At 68.6% G+C, this 15,703-nt stretch carries 13 protein-coding genes; 1 reads left to right on the forward strand and 12 read right to left on the reverse strand.

Going from position 1 to position 15,703, the window contains the following annotated elements; translation table 11 throughout:
* Positions 1–196: 196 nt before the first annotated feature.
* The 9 genes from RALTA_RS15215 to RALTA_RS15255 form a co-directional block, all read right to left on the reverse strand.
* The gene (locus RALTA_RS15215) at positions 197–958 is read right to left on the reverse strand and encodes a sulfite exporter TauE/SafE family protein (protein WP_012354296.1); all 762 of its coding nucleotides are present in this window, start codon (positions 956–958) and stop codon (positions 197–199) included.
* A 96-nt stretch (positions 959–1,054) separates the two neighbouring features.
* A complete protein-coding gene (locus RALTA_RS15220) occupies positions 1,055–1,597 on the reverse strand; it encodes a hypothetical protein (protein WP_012354297.1) in 543 nt (180 codons plus the stop codon).
* Between the two features lie 318 nt (positions 1,598–1,915).
* Positions 1,916–2,971, reverse strand: a complete 1,056-nt coding sequence (locus tag RALTA_RS15225; protein WP_025586109.1) for a branched-chain amino acid ABC transporter permease — start codon at positions 2,969–2,971, stop codon at positions 1,916–1,918.
* Positions 2,971–3,855 (reverse strand): branched-chain amino acid ABC transporter permease, encoded by an 885-nt coding sequence (locus RALTA_RS15230; protein ID WP_025586111.1) that lies wholly within the window; start codon positions 3,853–3,855, stop codon positions 2,971–2,973. Before RALTA_RS15230 ends, RALTA_RS15225 begins: the two co-directional genes overlap by 1 nt.
* Positions 3,856–4,089: 234 nt before the next feature.
* On the reverse strand, positions 4,090–5,298 hold the full coding sequence (locus RALTA_RS15235; protein WP_012354300.1) for an ABC transporter substrate-binding protein: 1,209 nt from the start codon (positions 5,296–5,298) through the stop codon (positions 4,090–4,092).
* Between the two features lie 79 nt (positions 5,299–5,377).
* Positions 5,378–6,115 carry an ABC transporter ATP-binding protein gene (locus tag RALTA_RS15240; RefSeq protein ID WP_012354301.1) on the reverse strand — a complete coding sequence of 246 codons (738 nt, stop codon included), beginning with the start codon at positions 6,113–6,115 and terminating at the stop codon, positions 5,378–5,380.
* 17 nt (positions 6,116–6,132) lie between these two features.
* The gene (locus RALTA_RS15245) at positions 6,133–6,909 is read right to left on the reverse strand and encodes an ABC transporter ATP-binding protein (RefSeq protein ID WP_012354302.1); all 777 of its coding nucleotides are present in this window, start codon (positions 6,907–6,909) and stop codon (positions 6,133–6,135) included.
* A 351-nt stretch (positions 6,910–7,260) separates the two neighbouring features.
* Complete coding sequence (locus RALTA_RS15250) at positions 7,261–8,952, reverse strand: GMC family oxidoreductase (protein WP_012354303.1); 1,692 nt, start codon at positions 8,950–8,952, stop codon at positions 7,261–7,263.
* A gap of 26 nt (positions 8,953–8,978) precedes the next feature.
* Positions 8,979–10,505 carry a CoA-acylating methylmalonate-semialdehyde dehydrogenase gene (locus RALTA_RS15255; protein ID WP_012354304.1) on the reverse strand — a complete coding sequence of 509 codons (1,527 nt, stop codon included), beginning with the start codon at positions 10,503–10,505 and terminating at the stop codon, positions 8,979–8,981.
* A gap of 256 nt (positions 10,506–10,761) precedes the next feature.
* Between RALTA_RS15255 and RALTA_RS15260 the strand changes: the two genes are divergently transcribed.
* Positions 10,762–11,649 (forward strand): LysR family transcriptional regulator, encoded by an 888-nt coding sequence (locus RALTA_RS15260; RefSeq protein WP_012354305.1) that lies wholly within the window; start codon positions 10,762–10,764, stop codon positions 11,647–11,649.
* Here the strand turns inward: RALTA_RS15260 and RALTA_RS15265 are convergent.
* From RALTA_RS15265 to RALTA_RS15275, 3 genes are all read right to left on the reverse strand, one after another.
* The gene (locus RALTA_RS15265; RefSeq protein ID WP_012354306.1) at positions 11,646–12,578 is read right to left on the reverse strand and encodes an alpha/beta hydrolase; all 933 of its coding nucleotides are present in this window, start codon (positions 12,576–12,578) and stop codon (positions 11,646–11,648) included. The genes RALTA_RS15260 and RALTA_RS15265 overlap by 4 nt on opposite strands.
* A 109-nt stretch (positions 12,579–12,687) precedes the next feature.
* Positions 12,688–13,122, reverse strand: coding sequence for a Cu(I)-responsive transcriptional regulator (cueR, locus tag RALTA_RS15270; protein ID WP_012354307.1), 435 nt, complete (start codon positions 13,120–13,122; stop codon positions 12,688–12,690).
* Entirely contained in the window at positions 13,119–15,647 is a 2,529-nt protein-coding gene (locus RALTA_RS15275) for a heavy metal translocating P-type ATPase (RefSeq protein ID WP_012354308.1), read from the reverse strand. Before RALTA_RS15275 ends, cueR begins: the two co-directional genes overlap by 4 nt.
* Positions 15,648–15,703 lie beyond the last annotated feature (56 nt).

Raw genomic sequence — 15,703 nt, forward strand, 5'->3', positions numbered from 1 at the left:
CACATCGCCGGCACCTGCGCTACAACCAGGAGCGACACCAGGCCGCTCCCCAATTTCCCGTCCACGCCACTCCCCCGGAAAGGCGCTTCGGTGATTCACCGACCGTGCGGTCGGGAATGCGGATCGAGTCTATCACAGCGCCCTGGCGCGAACAGGGAGGATTAACCCGCATCGCGCGCCCAGCCTGGCTTTGCCGTCAGCGGACGAAGGCGTCCCAGGCGGTCTTCAGGATCAGCGCGCTGACCACCACGATGAACACCTTGCGCACGAAAGCGCTGCCATGGCGCAGCGCCAGCTTGCTTCCCACCTGGCTCCCGGCGACGTTGGCCACCGCCATCACCAGGCCCAGCTGCCACCAGATATGGCCCTTGCTGGCCAGCAGCAGCAGCGCCGCCAGGTTGGTGGCAAGGTTGACCAGCTTGGTCGACGCCGCCGCGTGCAGGAAGTCATAGCCGAATACCCGCACGAACATGATCATCAAGAAGCTGCCGGTGCCTGGCCCGAACACGCCGTCATAGAAGCCCAGCACGGCGCCGCCGAGCAGCGCCGCGCCGCGTTCGCCCCAGCCCGTCAGCGTGGGCGCGTGCTCGGCGCCCAGGTCCTTCTTGGCGACGGTATAGACCAGCAGCACCACCAGCACGAACGGCAGCGCCTTGCGCATCGGCTCGGCCGGGATCATGGTCAGCGCCCAGGCGCCGGCCATCGAGCAGGCAAAGGCCGCCACCACGGCAGGTGCGGTCGCGCCCCAGTAGATGCGCACGCTGCGGCCATAACGCAGTGCCGCGCTGGCGGTGCCCGCAATCGATCCGACCTTGTTGGTCCCGAGCAGCGTGGCGGGTGCCAGGTTGGGATAGGCCGAGAACAGCGCCGGGATCTGGACCAGCCCGCCGCCGCCGGCGACCGCGTCGATCAGGCCGGCAAGAAAGGCGGCGACCGCCAGGAATGCGAATTCCGTCATTGCAGAAAAGCGAAATGGGAAAGAGGAAAAGGAATACCAGCGGGAATACCAGCGGTGCCGGGACAGCGGAACCGGCGCCCGGCCGGGCGCAGCGGATCAGCCCAGTACCTTGGCGGCCGGCGCCAGGCTGCCGTGCCACATGCCGTTAGCGTGCAAGGAGAAACCGGGTGGCGCGCCGCCGTGGCCGGCCGCCAGCCCCGGAGCCAGCAGCGCATGGCGAATGCCGTGGGCGCGGCCCCAGTCGGCCAGCGTGGCGAAGCAGGCTTCCAGGCAGGCGCGGCGGGTGGCCGCGTCGAGCTCCGGCCGTACCCACCACTCGCTGGCGCAAGCCGCGAAGCCCGCAAGCTCGAGGCTGGGCAGCAAGGCCACCGGCAGGCAGGCCACCAGGCCGCCGTCCGACGAGGGTACCGGCAGGCAGGCCAGCAGGCAGATACCGCGTCCTGACTGGGCCAGCAGTTCGCCCAGCATCAGTTGCCGCGCGCGGGCCGCGGGCACCGGCAAGGGCTGTAGGCGTTCCAGCCAGTCCGATACCAGGCCAGCGTCGGCGCCCTGCCCCAGGCGTACGTGGAGCTGCGGCGCGACAGCACCGCCATCGTCTGGCGTGGCCTGGGTGGGATCGGGGGGAACGGTGGCGGACATGGGCGGGCAGCGGAGAGCGCCCGCATTGTCGCATGGGTGAGACCGCCAGGTGATGCCGATGCGGCATGCGCGCCCCAAAACGGGGCGAAGGCGTCACAACACGGGCGGGAAGCCCAAATGAAAAAAGCGTTGCCGAGGATCACCCGGCAACGCCCTTTATTTATAACGCTGCTACCCGACACCGGGTGCGCGCCTGTCGTCTCCTCGCTTCCGCCTCCATTTAACCTGCGAAAACCGTATATGGAATGTAACGAAGCGGTGCATGGAGGACAAGCTAGAAAAAACCCTAGCCCCAGAATCGGGCATGTCGACCCACGGTCACTCCCTGCGTCCGGCGTGTCCGCCGAAGCGCGCCAGCAGCTCGCCCATGATGCCACGGCGGAAGGTCAGCACGCAGATCACGAAAATCACCCCGGTCACCATCGTCACCGACTCGCCCAGCGTGCCGAACCACGAAATGCCGGTCACCGACGCCAGGAAGTTGCCGATGTCGCCGAGCTTGTTTTCGAGCGCGACGATCACGAAGGCGCCGACGATCGGGCCCGACAACGTGCCGAGGCCGCCGACCAGCGTCATCAGGATCACCGAGCCCGACATCGACCAGTGCACGTCGGTCAGGGTCTCGAAGCCCAGCACCAGCGCCTTGATCGAACCGGCCAGCCCCGACAGCGCCGCCGACAGCACGAACGCGGTCAGCTTGAAGCGGTCGACGTCATAGCCCAGCGACACCGCGCGCGGTTCGTTCTCCTTGATCGCCTTCAGGATCTGGCCGAACGGCGAGTGCACCGTGCGCACGATCAGCGCGAAGGCCGCGACGATGATCACCAGCGCCACGTAGTACAGCGTCAGGTCATCCGACAGCGACAGCACGCCGAACAGCTTGCCGCGCGGAATGCCCTGCAGCCCGTCCTCGCCGCCGGTGAACGGCGCCTGCAGGCAGATAAAGAACAGCATCTGCGCCAGCGCCAGCGTGATCATCGAGAAGTAGATGCCCTGGCGCCGGATCGCCAGCGAGCCCACCACGTAGCCGATCAGCGCGCCCGTGCCGGTGCCCAGGATCAGGCCGATCTCCGGCGTCACGCCCCACACCTTCATGGCATGGCCGGCGGCGTAGCCGGCGCCGCCGAAGAAGGCCGCATGGCCGAACGACAGCAGTCCGGTGTAGCCGATCAGCAGGTTGAAGGCGCACGCAAACAGCGCGAAGCACAGCACCTTGAGCACGAACACCGGATACGCCCCGGCCAGCGGCGCCGCCAGCAGTGCCAGCAGCAGCAATCCGTACAACAGTTTCTTCTGCACGCCTTGTCCCTTTCCTGCCTTGCCTGCATTGGCCGCCACGGTGGCTGGCGTCGATGATGTCGAGGGTGCGCTCATCACTTCTCCTTGCCGAACAGCCCGGCCGGGCGCAGCAGCAGCACGATCACCATGATGAAGAACACCACGGTCGACGATGCCTCCGGATAGAACACTTTGGTCAGGCCTTCGATCACGCCCAGCCCGAGGCCGGTCAGGATCGAGCCCATGATCGAACCCATGCCGCCGATCACCACCACCGCGAACACGATGATGATCAGGTTCTGCCCCATCAGCGGCGAGATCTGGATCACCGGCGCGGCCAGCACGCCGGCAAACGCAGCCAGCGCCACGCCGAAGCCGTAGGTCAGCGTCACCATCAGCGGCACGTTGACGCCGAAGGCCTCGACCATCTTGGGGTTCTCGGTGCCGGCGCGCAGGTAGGCGCCCAGCTTGGTCTTCTCGATCACGTACCAGGTGGCGAAGCACACCACCAGCGACGCCACCACGACCCAGGCGCGATAGTTCGGCAGGATCATGAAGCCGAGGTCGGTCGCGCCCTGCAGCGCGTCCGGGGTCTGGTACGGCAGGCCCGACACGCCGTAGACCGAGCGGAAGATGCCCTCGATCACCAGCGTGATGCCCAGCGTCAGCAGCAGGCCGTAGATGTGGTCGAGCTTGTAGATCCAGCGCAGCATGGTCTTCTCGATCACCACGCCCAGCGCGGCAACGACCAGCGGCGACAGCAGCAGCATGAGCCAGTAATTCAGCCCGGCGTACTCCATGCCCATCCAGGCCAGCACCGCGCCCAGCATGAAGAGCGCGCCGTGCGCGAAGTTGATGACGTTGAGCAGGCCGAAGATCACCGCCAGGCCCAGGCTCAGCATCGCATAGAAGGCGCCGTTGACCAGCCCCAGCAAGAGCTGGGAAAGCATGGCCGGCAAAGGGATTCCGAAGATGTCCATGAGCATCGATTGCTGGTGGAGTCTCCCCTCTCCCGCTTGCGGGAGAGGGGTTGGGGGAGCGGGCCGGCGCGGAAGGGGCTACGAACTTCAACGCTGGAGCAGGCGTTCCTTACGCCGCCACGCGTTTGCTGGCATCGCTGCGGCTGGCTCCCGCCCTCTCCCCCGGCCCCTCTCCCGCGCGCGGGAGAGGGGGGCAGACCGCCGGCTCGCTAACCGCCAAGCCGGCCTTCCTTCTTACTTCTTCAACATGGCGCACTTCGACTCGGCCACCGTGGTGAAGGCCTGGTCGCCCGGGATGGTCGCGACCACCTTCAGGTAATCCCACGGCTTCTTCGACTCGGCCGCGGTCTTCACCTGCATCAGGTACATGTCGTGGATGCCACGGCCGTCCTGGCGGATATAGCCCTTGGTGTAGAAGTCGTTGATCTTCATCTTCTTGAGCTCGGCCATGACCTTGTCCGGATCGTCGGTCTTGGCGGCTTCCACGGCCTTCAGGTAGGTGCTGGCCGCCGAGTAGTCCGCTGCCTGCAGGCTGCTCGGCATCTTCTTCATCTTGCCGAAGAAGCGGTTGGCGAACTTGCGGGTGTCGTCGTTCATGTCCCAGTACCAGCTGTCGGTCATCAGCAGGCCTTCGGTGTTCTTCAGGCCGAGGCTGTGCACATCGTTGATGAACATCAGCAGGCCGGCGATCTTCATCGACTTGGTGATGCCGAATTCCTTGGCCGCCTTGATCGCGTTGATGGTGTCGCCGCCGGCGTTGGCCAGGCCCAGGATCTGCGCCTTGGACGATTGCGCCTGCAGCAGGAACGACGAGAAGTCCGAAGCCGACAGCGGATGGCGCACCTGGCCCACCACGGTGCCGCCATTGGCCTTGACCACTGCGGCGGTGTCCTGCTCCAGCGAGTGGCCAAAGGCATAGTCGGCGGTCAGGAAGAACCACGACTTGCCGCCCTGCTTGACCACCGCGCTGCCGGTGCCCTTGGCCAGCGCGACCGTGTCATAGGCATAGTGCACCGTGTAAGGGGAGCACTCTTCGTTGGTCAGGCGCGCGGTGCCGGCGCCGATGTTGATGTAGACGCGCTTCTTCTCCGAAGCGACCTTGTTCATCGCCAGCGCGGTGCCGGAATTGGTGCCGCCCAGCAGCATGTCCAGGCCTTGCTGGTCCATCCATTCGCGCGCCTTCGAAGCGGCGATGTCGGCCTTGTTCTGGTGGTCGGCCGAGACGATCTCGATGGGCTTGCCCAGCACCTTGCCGCCGCGGTCCTCGACCGCCATCTTGATGGCTTCCAGGCCGCCGGGGCCGTCGATATCGGCATACAGGCCCGACATGTCGGTGATGTAGCCGATCTTGACGGTGTCGCCCGATACCTGTGCCGCAGCGCCGAAGGACACCGCACCCATGGCAATGGCCGCCATCGCGGCCGCGAGCCGAGTCTTTTTCATTTCCCTGTCTCCTGATTTGCGGCGGCGTGCGCGCCACCCGTTCCTGCCAACAAGCAACCATCGATCCGCAGTGCGCGGATCAGACCCCGAGCAATTCATGCAGCACCGGCATCTTGGCCTGCAGCTCGCTGGCCGCGAAGCGTTCGACGATGGTGCCGTGCTCCATCACGTAGAAGCGGTCCGCCAGCGGCGCGGCGAAGCGGAAGTTCTGCTCCACCATCACCACCGTGTAGCCCTTCTGCTTGAGCATCCGGATCATGCGCGCCAGCGCCTGCACGATCACCGGTGCCAGCCCTTCCGAGATCTCGTCGAGCAGCAGCAGGTTGGCCCCGGTGCGCAGGATGCGCCCGACCGCCAGCATCTGCTGCTCGCCGCCCGACAGGCGCGTGCCCTGGCTCTGGCGGCGCTCCTTCAGGTTCGGGAACATCTCGTAGATCTCGGCCTCGCTCATGCCCTGGCTGCCGCCGTTCCCTATGCCGGCACCCTTGAGCACCGGCGGCAGCATCAGGTTCTCTTCGCACGAGAGGCTGGAGAAGATGGCGCGCTCTTCCGGGCAATAGCCGATCCCGTAGTGCGCGATCTTGTGCGTGGGCAGGCCGATGGTCTCGTGGCCATTGACCCGGATCGAGCCCTTGCGCGCGCCGGTCAGGCCCATGATCGCGCGCAGCGTGGTGGTGCGTCCGGCGCCGTTGCGGCCCAGCAGCGTGACCACTTCGCCGCGGTTCACGGTCAGGTCCACGCCGTGCAGGATGTGCGATTCGCCGTACCAGGCGTGCAGGCCCTTGATTTCCAGGGCCGGAGTATTGGCTGTGCTCATGGTGTCGTTCCCCGGCCTTAGTGCGCGCCCTGCAGTTCCGCGTCGGCGGTGCCCATGTAGGCTTCCATCACGCGCGGGTCCTTCGACACTTCCGCGTACGGGCCTTCGGCCAGGATCGCGCCGCGTTGCAGCACCGTGATCTTGTCGGCGATCGAAGAGACCACGCTCATGTTGTGCTCCACCATCAGGATGGTGCGCCCCGTCGAGACCTGCTTGATCAGCTGCGTGACGCGGTCCACGTCCTCGTGGCCCATGCCCTGCGTCGGTTCGTCGAGCAGCATCAGCTCCGGCTCCATCGCCAGCGTGGTGGCGATCTCCAGCGCGCGCTTGCGCCCGTACGGCAGGTTCACCGTGAGCGTGTGCGCGAACTCGGTCAGCCCGACCTGCTCGAGCAGCTCCATGGCACGGTCGTTGAGCACGTCCAGCGAGCGCTCGCTGCGCCAGAACTGGTACGCGGTGCCCAGTTGCCGCTGCAGGCCGATGCGCACGTTCTCCATCACCGTCAGGTGCGGAAACACGGCCGAAATCTGGAACGAGCGGATCACGCCGCGCCGCGCGATCTGCGCAGGCTTCTCGCGGGTGATGTCGATGCCGTTGAAAAGAATGGTGCCGGTGGTCGGCTCCAGGAACTTGGTGAGCAGGTTGAAGCAAGTGGTCTTGCCCGCGCCGTTGGGGCCGATCAACGCATGGATCGAGCCGCGGCGCACCCGCAGGTTGACGTCGCTCACCGCCGTGAACCCCTTGAACTCCTTGGTGAGGTTCCGCGTTTCCAGGATGGTTTCCTGCTGGTTCATGTCTCCTGCCCGCCCTCTTGCTGAACTGCCGGGGTGATGCCCGGCACTGACAATGGTCCGAACCGGCCTTGTAGGCCCTTGCTGCCGCTTGTTCCGTCAGGGTCGCCGTGGTTGCCGGCCACGCCCGCGGTTTTTATCTGTGCGGGGCGGCTCCCGCGCGGGGTGCGACGGCGGCATGGCATGTGCCGCCGAAGCACCCTGTGAGGCGTCTATTGTGTGCGCCTGTTGCATCGCAAAACATCGGGGTTTGCACTATGAAACATGAACCAAGTGTCAGTTTTTTTGCGGCCACACAAGCGCCGCGCAGGCCACATGATCACCGCCCCGCCGGTGATCCTGTGGCGTGGCGCTTCAGGCGCTTGTTGCCGCTGTCACCGGCACCGGACTCGTTTCGGCCGGCGCCCCTGCCGGGCTTGCCACTTCGGTTGCCAGGGCGCGCTGCCTGCGGTCTTCACGGATCATGTCGCTGGCGCGCTCGGCGATCATGATGGTCGGCGAGTTGGTATTGCCCGAGGTGATCAGCGGCATCACCGAGGCATCGACCACGCGCAGCCCCTGCACGCCCAGCACGCGCAGCCGATGGTCGACCACCGCCATGGGATCGTCGGCGCGGCCCATCTTGCAGGTGCCTACCGGATGGAAGATGGTGGTGCCGATATTGCCGGCGGCCTCGGCCAGCTGCTCGTCGCTCTCGAAGGCCGGCCCCGGCAGCCATTCCTCGGGCCGGTACGGCGCCAGCGCCGGCGACGCCACGATGCGGCGCGTGAGCCGGATCGAATCGGCGGCGACCTTGCGGTCCTCGTCGGTCGACAGGTAGTTGGGTGCGATCACCGGCGCCTGGCGGAAGTCAGCGCTGCCGGCATGCACGCTGCCGCGCGAGGTCGGGCGCAGGTTGCAGGCGCTGGCGGTAAAGGCGTTAAAGGCGTGGAGCGGATCGCCGAACTTGTCCAGCGACAGCGGCTGCACGTGGTACTCGATGTTCGGCCGCGCCTGCGACGGATCCGAGCGCGCGAACGCGCCCAGCTGCGATGGCGCCATGCTCATCGGCCCGCTCTGGTTGAAGGCATACTGCACGCCGATGCAGAACTTGCCCCACAGGCTGGCGGCGCGCGTGTTCAGCGTGCGCACGCCATTGACCTTGACCACGGTGCGCAGCTGCAGGTGGTCCTGCAGGTTTTCGCCCACGCCGGGCAGCGCATGGCGCACCGCAATGCCCAGCGCCTGCAGCCGTTCAGGCTGGCCGATGCCGGACAACTCCAGCAACTGCGGCGTGTTCACCGCGCCGGCGGCAAGGATCACCTCGAGCCTGGCCGCCGCCGCATGCGCGCGGCCGCCGCCGAGATAGCTGACGCCGGTGCAGCGGCGCCCGTCGAAGTCCAGTCCACTCACCTGCGCCCCGGTGACGATGGTCAGGTTGGGCCGCTCCGACGCGCGCCGCAGAAATGCCTTGGCGGTGTTCCAGCGGATGCCGCGGCGCTGGTTCACTTCGAAATACCCGACGCCGAAATTGTCGCCGCGGTTGAAGTCGTCGGTGCGCGGGATGCCCGCTTGCTCGGCCGCATCGGCAAAGCGCTCCAGGATGTCCCAGCGCAGCCGCTGCCCCTCGACGCGCCATTCGCCGCCGGCGCCGTGGAATTCGCTTGGGCCGCGGTGATGGTCTTCGCTGCGCTTGAACAGCGGCAGCACATTGTCCCAGCGCCAGCCGTCGTCGCCGGTCAGCCGCGCCCACTCGTCATAGTCCTCGCGCTGGCCGCGCATGTAGATCATGCCGTTGATCGACGAGCAGCCGCCCAGCACGCGGCCGCGCGGATAACCCAGCGAGCGCCCGTTCAGCCCTGCTTCGGCCTCGGTGCGATAGAGCCAGTCGGTGCGCGGGTTGCCGATGCAGTAGAGGTACCCCACCGGGATGTGGATCCAGTGGTAATCGTCCTTGCCGCCGGCTTCCAGCAGCAGCACGCTGACGTCCGGGTCCTGGGTCAGGCGGTTCGCCAGGACACAGCCGGCGGAACCCGCGCCCACGATGATGTAGTCGAATGTCTCCATGGCGCTTGTTATGGTGATGGTCGGGTTTACTTCGCCACCGGCATGGTGAACTCGGCGCCCTTGGCGATCGCGTCCGGCCAGCGCTGCATCACGCTCTTGTAGCGCGTGTAGAAGCGCACGCCCTCTTCGCCATAGGCATGGTGGTCGCCGAACAGCGAGCGCTTCCAGCCGCCGAACGAATGCCACGCCATCGGCACCGGGATCGGCACGTTGATGCCGACCATGCCTACCTGGATCTGCCGCGCGAACGCGCGCGCGATGCCGCCGTCGCTGGTGTAGCACGATACGCCGTTGCCGTACTCGTGCGCGTTGATCAGCGCCACCGCCTCGGCAAAGTCGTGCACGCGCACCACGGACAGCACCGGCCCGAAGATCTCTTCCTTGTAGATCGTCATCTCCGGCGTGACATGGTCGAACAGCGTGCCACCGACGTAGAAGCCGTTCTCGTGGCCATCGACCTTGTGGCCGCGGCCATCGGTCACCAGTGTCGCGCCTTCGGCCACGCCCTGGGCGATATACCCCTCGACCTTGGCCTTGTGCGCGCCGGTCACCAGCGGGCCCATCTCGGCATCGGCCTCCATGCCGTTGCGGATCTTCAGCGCGCGGGCGCGTTCGGCCAGCCGCGGCACCAGTTTGTCGGCCACGTCGCCGACCGCTACCGCCACCGAGATCGCCATGCAGCGCTCGCCGGCCGAGCCATAGGCCGCGCCGATCAGCGCGTCGACGGCCTGGTCCAGATCCGCATCGGGCATCACCACCAGGTGGTTCTTGGCGCCGCCCAGCGCCTGCACGCGCTTGCCGTGCTTCGTCCCTTCGGTGTAGATGTACTCGGCGATCGGCGTCGAGCCGACGAACGACAGCGCCTGCACGTCGGGGTGCGCCAGCAGCGCGTCGACCGCTTCCTTGTCGCCCTGCACCACGTTGAACACGCCGTCGGGCAGGCCCGCCTGGCGCAGCAAATCTGCAATCAGCAGGCTGGGGGACGGGTCGCGCTCGGACGGCTTGAGCACGAAGGTATTGCCGCACGCCAGCGCCACCGGGAACATCCACATCGGCACCATCACCGGGAAGTTGAACGGCGTGATGCCGGCCACCACGCCCAGCGGCTGGCGCAGGTTCCAGTTGTCGATGCCGCCGCCGATGTTGTCGGTGAAATCGGTCTTGAGCAGGTTGGGGATGCCACAGGCGAACTCCACCACCTCGATGCCGCGCGTGACCTCGCCCTTCGCGTCCGAGAACACCTTGCCGTGCTCGCGCGTGATCAGCGCGGCGAGGTCGTCGTGGTGCTGGTCCAGCAGCTCCTTGAACTTGAACAGGATGCGCGCGCGGCGCAGCGGCGGGGTGTCGGCCCACGCCGGGAACGCGGCCCGGGCGGCGGCCACGGCATCGGCCACGTCTTGGGCGGTGCCCAGCGCGACGCGCGCGGCCACTTCGCCGGTGGCGGGATTGTAGATATCGGCCAGGCGCTGCGACGCGCCTCGGGTCTGGCGGCCCCCGATGCTGTGGCCGATGATGGCCTGCACTGCGCTGGCCTCTGCAAGGATGTCTTCCACTTCCGCTCCTGATGCTGGTGCTCCGGGCAATGCGGCCCGCTCGATTGGTCCCGTCCATCTTTGCGTCCGGTGAAGACGCTGCCACGCAGCGCCGCGCACCGGCCGCCGCACGTATGCCGTGCGGCACAAGACTTCAGGCCATGGTTGAGCGCAAGCTTGGTGCAGTTGCACGGCCCCGTCCAATGATTTATCGTCAATCGCAATATAAGCTGCGCAAAATATTGCGACGCAACACACCCATCCTTCCGCCGCCCCCTTGGACCTCCATCACCTGCGCGCCTTTGTCGCCGTCGCGCGCGAAGGCAACCTGACCCGCGCCGCACAGCGGCTGCACCTGACCCAGCCCGCGGTCAGCCTGCAGCTGAAGGCGCTGCAGGCTGCGTGGCGAATCCGGCTGTTCGAGCGCACTGCGGCGGGCCTGACGCTGACCGCCGATGGCGCCGCGCTGCTGCCCTTGGCCGAGCGCATCCTCGATGGCGTGGGCGACCTGCAGCATACCGTCAGCGCCATGCATCACACCGTGCGCGGACGGCTGGCGATCGGCACCATCCTCGATCCGGAATTCACGCGGCTGGGCCCGATGCTGCGCACGCTGGTCGAGCGCCATCCGCAGATCGGCACCGAGCTGCGCCACGGCATGTCGGGCTGGGTGCTGCAGCAGGTACGCAGCGGCGCGCTCGATGTCGGCTTCTACCTGGGGCAGCCGGCCGAGCCCGGCTTCCACGCGCTGACGCTGACGCCGTTTTCGTATTACGTGGTCGCGCCCAAAGGCTGGAAGGAGCGCACCGCGCTGCGTTCGTGGGCGCAGCTGGCGACGCTGCCATGGATCTGGACCCCGCCGGAGTCGGCGCACAACCGGCTGTTGTCCGCGCACTTCGCACAGGCGGGCGTGGACCCGGCCACCGTGCCCAAGGTGGCGCATGTCGACCAGGAAGCGTCGATGCGGGACCTGGTGCGCTCCGGCGTGGGGCTGTCGCTGGTGCGCGACGCGATTGCGCTGCGCGAGTCGCATGCGCACGGGCTGGTGATTGTCGAAGGGGTCTCGGTGCAGACCGAGCTGACCCTGGTATGCCTGGCCGCGCGCCGCGACGACCCGGTGGTCGCGGCCGCGTTCGGCGTGGCCGAGTCCGTGTTCCGTACCTAGCGCTGCGGGCTGGCCAGCCGGCGCTGCAGCCAGCCCGTCAGTGCCGCGAACACTTCGCCGCGCAGCGGCTGCGCTTCATTGAAGATCTCGTGGTAGCCATGGTCGAACCAGACTTGTTCGCGCAGGTCGGGCGGCGCATTGTCGAAGAAGGTACGGCTGCCGGCCGGGTCCACCACGCGGTCGGCGCCGCCGACCAGCATCAGCATGGGCGCCTCCAGCAGCGCCGCGTCGGCCTGGGCCTGCGCCATGCCGCGAAGGAACCCTTCCAGCACGCCGGCGGTGATGGTGGTCTGCACCAGCGGATCGGCGCGATAGGCGGCAACCACCGCCGGGTCGTGCGACAAATGCCGCGCATCGATGGGATTGGGCACGCGCAGCCGCGGCGCCAGCCCCAGCAGCACGCGGTGGAGCGCCAGCGCCGGCCGCGACAGCCGCAGCGCCAGCGCCGGCGACGACAGCACCAGCGCGCGCACCGGCCGCACCCGCGCGGTGGCAAAGCGCGCCGCGATCAGCCCGCCCATGCTGTGGCCGAGCAGGATCGGCAACTCGTGCCAGCCCGGCACCGCGGCATCGTAGATTTCTGCGAGGTCGTTCAGGTAGGCGTCCGGATGCTCGGCGACCATGCGCGCACCGCCGCTCGCGCCGTGGCCGCGCAGGTCGAAGGCTCGCACGCGCAGCCCCAGGCCGCACAGCACATCGGCAACATGCTGGTAACGGCCGGCGTGTTCGGCAAGCCCGTGCACCAGCAGCACCGAGCCGAGCGGTTCGGCAAAGCGTGCCGGATCGGGTTGCCAGGTACGCAGCAGCAGCTCGGTGCCGTCGCGCATGCGCTGGCGGCTCTGCACCGGCGCATGCGCCGCCGCCGGGCTGGCGGCGGGCGGGGTGGCGACGCCGGCCATGGCTGGATCGTCCGTCATCGGCTGTTCCATTCGCAGGTCTCCTGCCGGCGCGCGGGGGCCAGATGCGCGGCCAGCTATTTGTTGTTATGGCGACCGCTGTGCCGGCCAGCGCCGGCCCTGCTATGGCTTCAGCCGTGGCTCAGGGCATGGCTTTGGCGGTGTGGCAGTCCGGCCGGGCGGGCGCGTCCGGCTGCGCCATGTCGGCCAGGATCGGGCAGTCCGGTCGGTCGTCGCCGCTGCAGTGCTGCGCCAGCTCGCGCAGCGTGTCGCGCATCGCCGCCAGTTCGGCGATGCGCTGCTCCAGGTCGGCCACATGCCGCAGCGTCAGCGCCTTGACGTCGGCGCTGGCGCGGCCCCGGTCGTGCCACAGTGACAGCAGGTCGCGGATCTCGTCGAGCGAGAATCCCAGATTACGGGCACGCCGCACGAAGCGCAAGGTATGCACCGCGCGTTCGTCATAGCGGCGGTAGCCGCCATCGGTGCGCGGCGGCGCCGCCACCAGCCCGATCGATTCATAGTGGCGGATCATCTTGGCCGATACGCCCGAGGCCTGTGCCGCTTCGCCGATATTCATCGCGCCCCTCCTTGCGTCGCGGTGGAAGCGGCCGGCGCGGTGCCGGCCTGGGCGCGCCAGCGGCGCAGCAGCAGCGCATTGCCGACCACGCTGACGCTGGAGAACGCCATCGCCGCGCCAGCCACCACCGGATTGAGCATGCCGGCCGCGGCCAGCGGGATCCCCACCACGTTATAGATAAAGGCCCAGAACAGGTTCTGGCGGATCTTGCGCACGGTGCGGTGCGAGACCGCCAGCGCATCGGCCACCAGCGCCGGGTCGCCGCGCATCAGCGTGATGCCGGCGGCGTGCATGGCGACGTCGGTGCCGGTCGACATGGCAATGCCGACATCGGCCGCGGCCAGCGCCGGCGCATCGTTGATGCCGTCGCCCACCATCGCCACCACCGCGCCATCGCGCCCCAGCGCCTGCACCCGGGCGGCCTTGTCTTCGGGCAGGACCTCGGCCTGCACGTCGTCCAGCCCGAGCGCCTGTGCCACACGCGCCGCGGCGCCGGCGTTGTCGCCGGTCAGCATCACCGTGCGCACGCCGGCGGCACGCAGCCTGGCGATCGCCGCCGGCGCGCCCGGCTTGATGGCATCGCCGAACGCGACCAGCCCGGCCACGCGCGGCGGCGCGGCCTGCACCAGCCAGGACACGGTGCGCCCTTCCGACTGCAGCTGCTGCGCCACCGCCGCCAGCGCGCCGGCCGGCGCGCCCAGCGAGTCGCGCAGGCGCTCGCTGCCCAGCTGCAGGGACTGGCCGTCGACCACGCCCGCAATGCCGCGGCCCGGCAGGGCCTGCACGCCGCTGGCCTGCGGCACGGCGATGCCGCGCGCCTGCGCCGCGGCCAGCACGGCCCGCGCCAGCGGATGCTCGCTGCCGGCCTGCAGCGCGGCCAGCTGCGCCAGCAGTGCGCTGCCGTCGGCGTCGGCAGGATCGGCCGCATGCAGCGCCACCACTTCGGGCTTGCCCACCGTCAGCGTGCCGGTCTTGTCGAACGCCACCACCCCCACCCGGTGCGCCACTTCCAGCGCCTCGGCGTCCTTGATCAGGATGCCGGCGCGCGCGCCGGCGCCGGTGCCGGCCATGATCGCGGTGGGCGTGGCCAGCCCCAGCGCGCACGGGCAGGCGATCACCAGCACCGCCACGGCATTGAGCAGCGCCGCTTCCCAGTCGCCGGCAAAGAGGCCCCAGCCCAGCACCGTCACCAGCGCAATGGCCAGCACCACCGGCACGAACACCGCGCTGACGCGGTCGACCAGGCGCTGGATCGGCGCCTTGGCCGCCTGCGCGTGCTCGACCATGCGGATGATGCGCGCGAGCACGGTCTCGGCGCCCACCGCCATGGTGCGCGCGACCAGCAGGCCTTCGAAGTTGATGGCGCCGCCGGTGATGCGGTCGCCGGGCTGCTTGGGCACGGGCAGGCTTTCGCCGGTCAGCATGGATTCATCGGCATGGCTGGTGCCCTCGACCACCTCGGCGTCCACCGGGATGCGCTCGCCGGGGCGCACCACGATTTCATCGCCGACGACCACGGCCGACAGCGGCACGCCCTGCTCGACGCCGCCGCGGCGCACGCGCGCGGTATCGGGCCGCAACGCCGCCAGCGCGCGGATGGCATCGGCAGTCTGGCGCTTGGCGCGCGTCTCCAGCCACTTGCCCAGGCGCACCAGCGTGATCACCACCGCGGCGCTTTCGAAGTACAGGTGCGGCATGGCATCGGCCGGCGTGCGCCACATCAGCCACAGCGACAGCCCGTAGGCGGCGGTGGTGCCCAGCGCCACCAGCAAATCCATATTGCCGGCGCCGGCGCGCACCGCCTTCCAGCCCGCCTTGTAGAAGCGCCAGCCGAACACGAACTGCACCGGCGTGGCCAGCAGCCACTGCACCCACGCCGGCAGCATCCAGTGCACGCCGAACCATTCCAGCACCATCGGCGCCACCAGCGGCAGCGACAACGCCGCGGAGATCGCCACCGGCCAGGGACTATCCCAGAAGGCGGGGCGCGTAGCCTGCCCCGGCTGGCCGGGCCGCGCCACGGCGCCTGCCTGCGCCGCATCCACCACCGGCGTCGCGCCATAGCCGGCGCGCGCGACCGCGCCCGCCAGCGCCGCGGGGTCGGCGGTGCCCCGCAGCAGCGTCACGCTGGCGCGCTCGGTCGCCAGGTTGACGGTGGCCTCGACTACGCCCGGCACGGCGCGCAGCGCTTTTTCGACCCGCGCCACGCACGAGGCACAGGTCATGTCGGCGATATTCAGCTCGATGGTGTCCTGAGGCACGGCATAGCCGGCGTCGGCGACGGCGCGCGCGGCGGCGGGCAGCACCGCGGCGGACGCCGCGCGCAGCGTGGCGGCCTCGGTGGCCAGGTTGACGGCGACGTCGCGCACGCCCGGCACCTTGGCCAGGGCTTTTTCGACGCGTCCCACGCAGGAAGCGCAGGTCATGCCCTCGACCGGCAGCCGCCACTCGGGCATGGCGTCTGCGGGGGGGCGGAGGTCGGTGCCGACCGGTTGGGAAGCGAGCACAGCGCTGGAATCTGGCATGGTTCTGAGTCATCCACAGTGTCGATGTCAGCATCATGGACCTTACCATCATTGGA

This window comes from Cupriavidus taiwanensis LMG 19424 (assembly GCF_000069785.1).
GTDB lineage: Bacteria > Pseudomonadota > Gammaproteobacteria > Burkholderiales > Burkholderiaceae > Cupriavidus > Cupriavidus taiwanensis.